Source organism: Muriicola sp., from assembly GCF_049669965.1.
GTDB lineage: Bacteria > Bacteroidota > Bacteroidia > Flavobacteriales > Flavobacteriaceae > Muriicola.
The window spans coordinates 1-3,791 of sequence record NZ_JBATLB010000071.1; the positions used below are offsets into that span (position 1 = coordinate 1).

Annotated in this window: 3 protein-coding genes; 1 reads left to right on the top strand and 2 read right to left on the bottom strand. The window is 38.7% G+C overall.

Translation table 11 applies throughout. The annotated features are described in order from the left end of the window. Positions 1 to 541: 541 nt before the first annotated feature. Both WBM49_RS04045 and WBM49_RS04050 read right to left on the bottom strand, forming a co-directional pair. Positions 542 to 2,377, bottom strand: coding sequence for a M56 family metallopeptidase (locus WBM49_RS04045; protein WP_424370784.1), 1,836 nt, complete (start codon positions 2,375 to 2,377; stop codon positions 542 to 544). Continuing rightward, a complete protein-coding gene (locus WBM49_RS04050) occupies positions 2,377 to 2,736 on the bottom strand; it encodes a BlaI/MecI/CopY family transcriptional regulator (RefSeq protein WP_424370785.1) in 360 nt (119 codons plus the stop codon). Before WBM49_RS04050 ends, WBM49_RS04045 begins: the two co-directional genes overlap by 1 nt. Positions 2,737 to 2,928: 192 nt before the next feature. Between WBM49_RS04050 and WBM49_RS04055 the strand changes: the two genes are divergently transcribed. After that, positions 2,929 to 3,791: calcium/sodium antiporter (locus WBM49_RS04055; protein WP_424370786.1), on the top strand; the 863-nt coding region annotated here is incomplete at its 3' end.

Sequence of the window (3,791 nt, forward strand, 5' to 3'; positions counted from 1 at the left end):
CCGTTTATTGATTTTGGCGAGTAGCTTAAAGATCGTCTTTCCCATAGGTCAAAAATAAACAATCTTACCTATATATGCGCCTTACCTTTTGTACCAGGTCTTCATAAGAGTATGCCAATAAGCAGCAGAAAGAACTGTAACAATATTTTAACTAATGCAATCATTTTAATGGTTTTTAATGAGACCTTGTCTATTGTTTAGTAATATTTGAGGAAGATAGAAAACCACCTACGTTGCACCAAGGAAATCAGGCATTATTAATAAAATTGAATACATATATGTAAGTATAAAGATGAATATTAATTTATACTGAAACCTTATCTCTACAAGTAAATTATAAATAGCAATATATTATTCTTTTATATATTTCATATTGTAATTATTGTAGGACCATTTTGGATCTTTTTTTCAATTTGTAGGCAAAATATGTCTCAAAAATACACTTTAGACCAGATTTCATCTTTTTTCATAAAAAAACCGACCAGATAGCTGATCGGTTTTTCAAGGATGGTTGATGGTAGTTTTTAGTTGAATTGAAGGCCTAATTCTGTTTGGTGGTAATTTCTACCACTCCGTCCTTGGCTTTCTTCCCGTATTTCTCCACAGCCTTATCTCCCTTCCAGACATTTACACTTGCGATGTCTTTAGGCGAAAGTGCTTTCATCTTCTTTTCGTTCGCCACTTTCCCATCTATGATGTACAGTGGTTTTTCACCTTTTTCAGCATCTATATAGAAAAAGGCTTCACCATCTCCTTCAATGATCTCGATATCCTCTTCGTCATCAGAGTCTTTCATGATAAACACATTTTTTCCTTTTCCACCCTTCGAGGTAATTACCTCAATATGTTTATCATGTTCTTCTCCTTCATGCAGCTCCATGACTTCTTCCCCGTCTTTAACGACTATTTTTTTACGAATGATCTTCACATCATCATCGTCATCCCCACCATTAATTCTTTTTACGATGATCCGTTGTCCATCTTTATCATCGCCGCTCTTGGTAACCCATGTTTTTTTGGTCACATTTTCTTGCTCATCTGATGAATCCTCCAGGTCTTCCGTAATAATTATAAATTCGGCACCTTCCTTTCTTAATCTTTCTTTCTCTTCTTTAGTCATAGTGCCGTCTTCTTCAAAGTATACAGTTTTTTTTAATCTGTTTACCTTGTGAATTTCGGAATCCAGAGAACCCTCGCCACCCATAAAAATAAATTGGTTTTCCGGATCGAGTATAATCGTTACAGGATCAATAGGTTCTCCGTCATTTTCAAAGTTTGATGAGCCTCTGAATTGAGATCCTTTTTTTGACTTGGCATTCATGTCTACGCTAAGGTCAATGATCTCCTTTTTGGCATTACGCACCACCGTATAAGAGAAATCGATATCCTCTTTGGCCATGTCTTGTTTAATCTTTTGCAGGTCCTCATCAGAGGTATCTTTAGTGATTTTAATCTCAATTTTGGCGACGGTATCCGATGCTAACCAGTTAAGATCTGTGCTGACTGTAGAGGGCACGTACACTTCTTTGGTGTTAAAACTGAAAAGGAAGAGCGCCAGGGCTGGAAGTACCAGGGCCGACTTTAATACATTGGCTTTTTTTGATTGTGATTTTTGTAACATGACGATTCGTTTTTTGATTAATGAATTATAAAATTGATTGACGATAGGAATGGGCAGCGCATGCCCGGAAACTTTTAAGAGCGCATATTGATATTTTTTTAAAGAGGGCAGGGTAGAAGTAGCACTTACATCAGCCAGAAATTCAAGATTCTGGCGAATGGTATTTCGGTACAAAAAGCTCAAGGGATTGATCCACAACACTACAGTCAGCAGGTGACTTATAAGGATATCCAGGGAATGCTTTTGCGAAGAATGTGCTCTCTCGTGTGCCAGTATCGCTTCTAATTCTACCTCTGTATATAAAGAAGGATTGTAAACGATATAATGGAAGAAGGAGAAAGGCGCTATTTTTTTTGAGATTTCAATGTAATTAATAGTTCCGTCTTTTGTTTTTTTCGGAGATGCTTTTAGAATGGCTCGCAGCGAAAAGAGCTGAATAACCAGACGGGCTGTAAAAAAGAGGACGCCGGCTGCGTAGACCATAGCCGCTATCATCCAAAGATCTAAAACTGATTCCTGCGCCATCACCGGGAATGATGCTGAGCCAGACACATAGGAGGTTGCTGTAGTGGGCGCTATTTCTATATAGACGGGGATGGTAAGCAACGGGCAAACCAGGGCACAAAAAATACCGAAAAGTAAAAATTGTCTGTTCTCTTTGAATAGGGTTTCCCTTTGAAGGAACAACAGATATACAACATAGAAGATACCCAGAATTCCGGAAGACTTTAGTAGATATTCAAATAGTGTTTCCATCACTTTTGCTTTTCAATGAGTTCAATAATTTCTTTTAATTCTGCTACGGAGATCTTCTCTTCCTTTGCAAAGAAAGATACCAGGCTTTTGTATGAGTTATCGTAGAAGTCGGCAATAGTGGCATTCACAAATTGCTTTCTATAGGCTTCTTTGGGGATCAAAGGATAATATCTGTGGGTGTTGCCAAAGGCTTCATGGCCCACATACTTTTTGTCTTCCAGATTCCTGACTATGGTAGACAAGGTATTGTAATGGGGCTGGTCTTCTTTTATCTCCGCAAGGATCTCCTTGACAAAGGCCTTTTCTAATCGCCATAAGATCTTCATGATCTCTTCCTCCTTATTGGTGAGTTTTTGCATGGTATATATTGTTTAATCAAACCTATTACTAAAAATTTAGTTAAACAACTATTTTTGTAGTTATTTAACATTTTAAATTTTCAAGTACCTAATAATGAGCATTTTGAAATCTTGATCTAGTGGGAATTAGAGGTTCTTAGTTCATCGAGAATCCTTTTTGGGTGTTTAGTTTATATTTGTCAAAATACTTTTATGCAGAATTTACTATTCATTGGTCTGGGACTGCTGCTTTTGATCCTTGGAGGGAACTGGCTCCTAAAATCGGCAGTGGCATTGGCACTGCACCTTCGCATACCAAAGATCATTATAGGCATGACCATTGTATCTTTTGCTACTTCTGCACCAGAATTGATCGTTAGTGTAAATGCCGCCATTGAAGGATTTCCGGATCTGGCGCTCGGAAATGTTATCGGCTCTAACATTGCTAATCTGGGGCTGGTGTTGGGTATCGTCTTGCTTTTGGGTCCTATTGATGTGAGAAAAGCCTTTTACATTACGGATTGGCCGGTAATGATGTTTGCGTCAATACTCTTTTTCTTATTTATATACTTCGATGGATTACTAAGTGCCTTTGAGGGTGGCATCATGGTTGCTGCACTTTTTCTTTTCCTTGTATATCTTTTGCGTTTTCAGCAACCTGCCGTGGTGGAAGAACAACAGGAAGTAATAAAACCACTTCCTCTTTACAAGGCGGTTTTATACCTGGGTATGGGAGGGGCAGGCCTGTGGGCAGGGTCCGAATTTCTGATCTCAGGGGCTATCGGCCTGGCCACGCTATATCAGGTTAGCGAACGTATAATTGGTATCACCATTGTATCCGTAGGTACCAGTATCCCGGAATTGGCGGCCTCCGTGATCGCAATTCTTAAAAAGGAAAAGGCTATCAGTGTAGGCAACCTTATAGGTTCCAATATTTTTAATTTACTGGCCGTTTTGGGTATTACTTCCCTAATAACACCAATTAGGGTAATAGATCGGGGCCTATTGACCAACGATGTTTTCTGGATGCTTGGATTTGCATTTCTGATCCTTCCGCTGGTATTTTTTCCAAAAGG

Bases quoted from the DNA above. Each gene is read 5' to 3' on its own strand.
- WBM49_RS04050 (WP_424370785.1), bottom strand. From the start codon at position 2,736: ATGCAAAAACTCACCAATAAGGAGGAAGAGATCATGAAGATCTTATGG.
- WBM49_RS04045 (WP_424370784.1), bottom strand. From the start codon at position 2,377: ATGGAAACACTATTTGAATATCTACTAAAGTCTTCCGGAATTCTGGGT.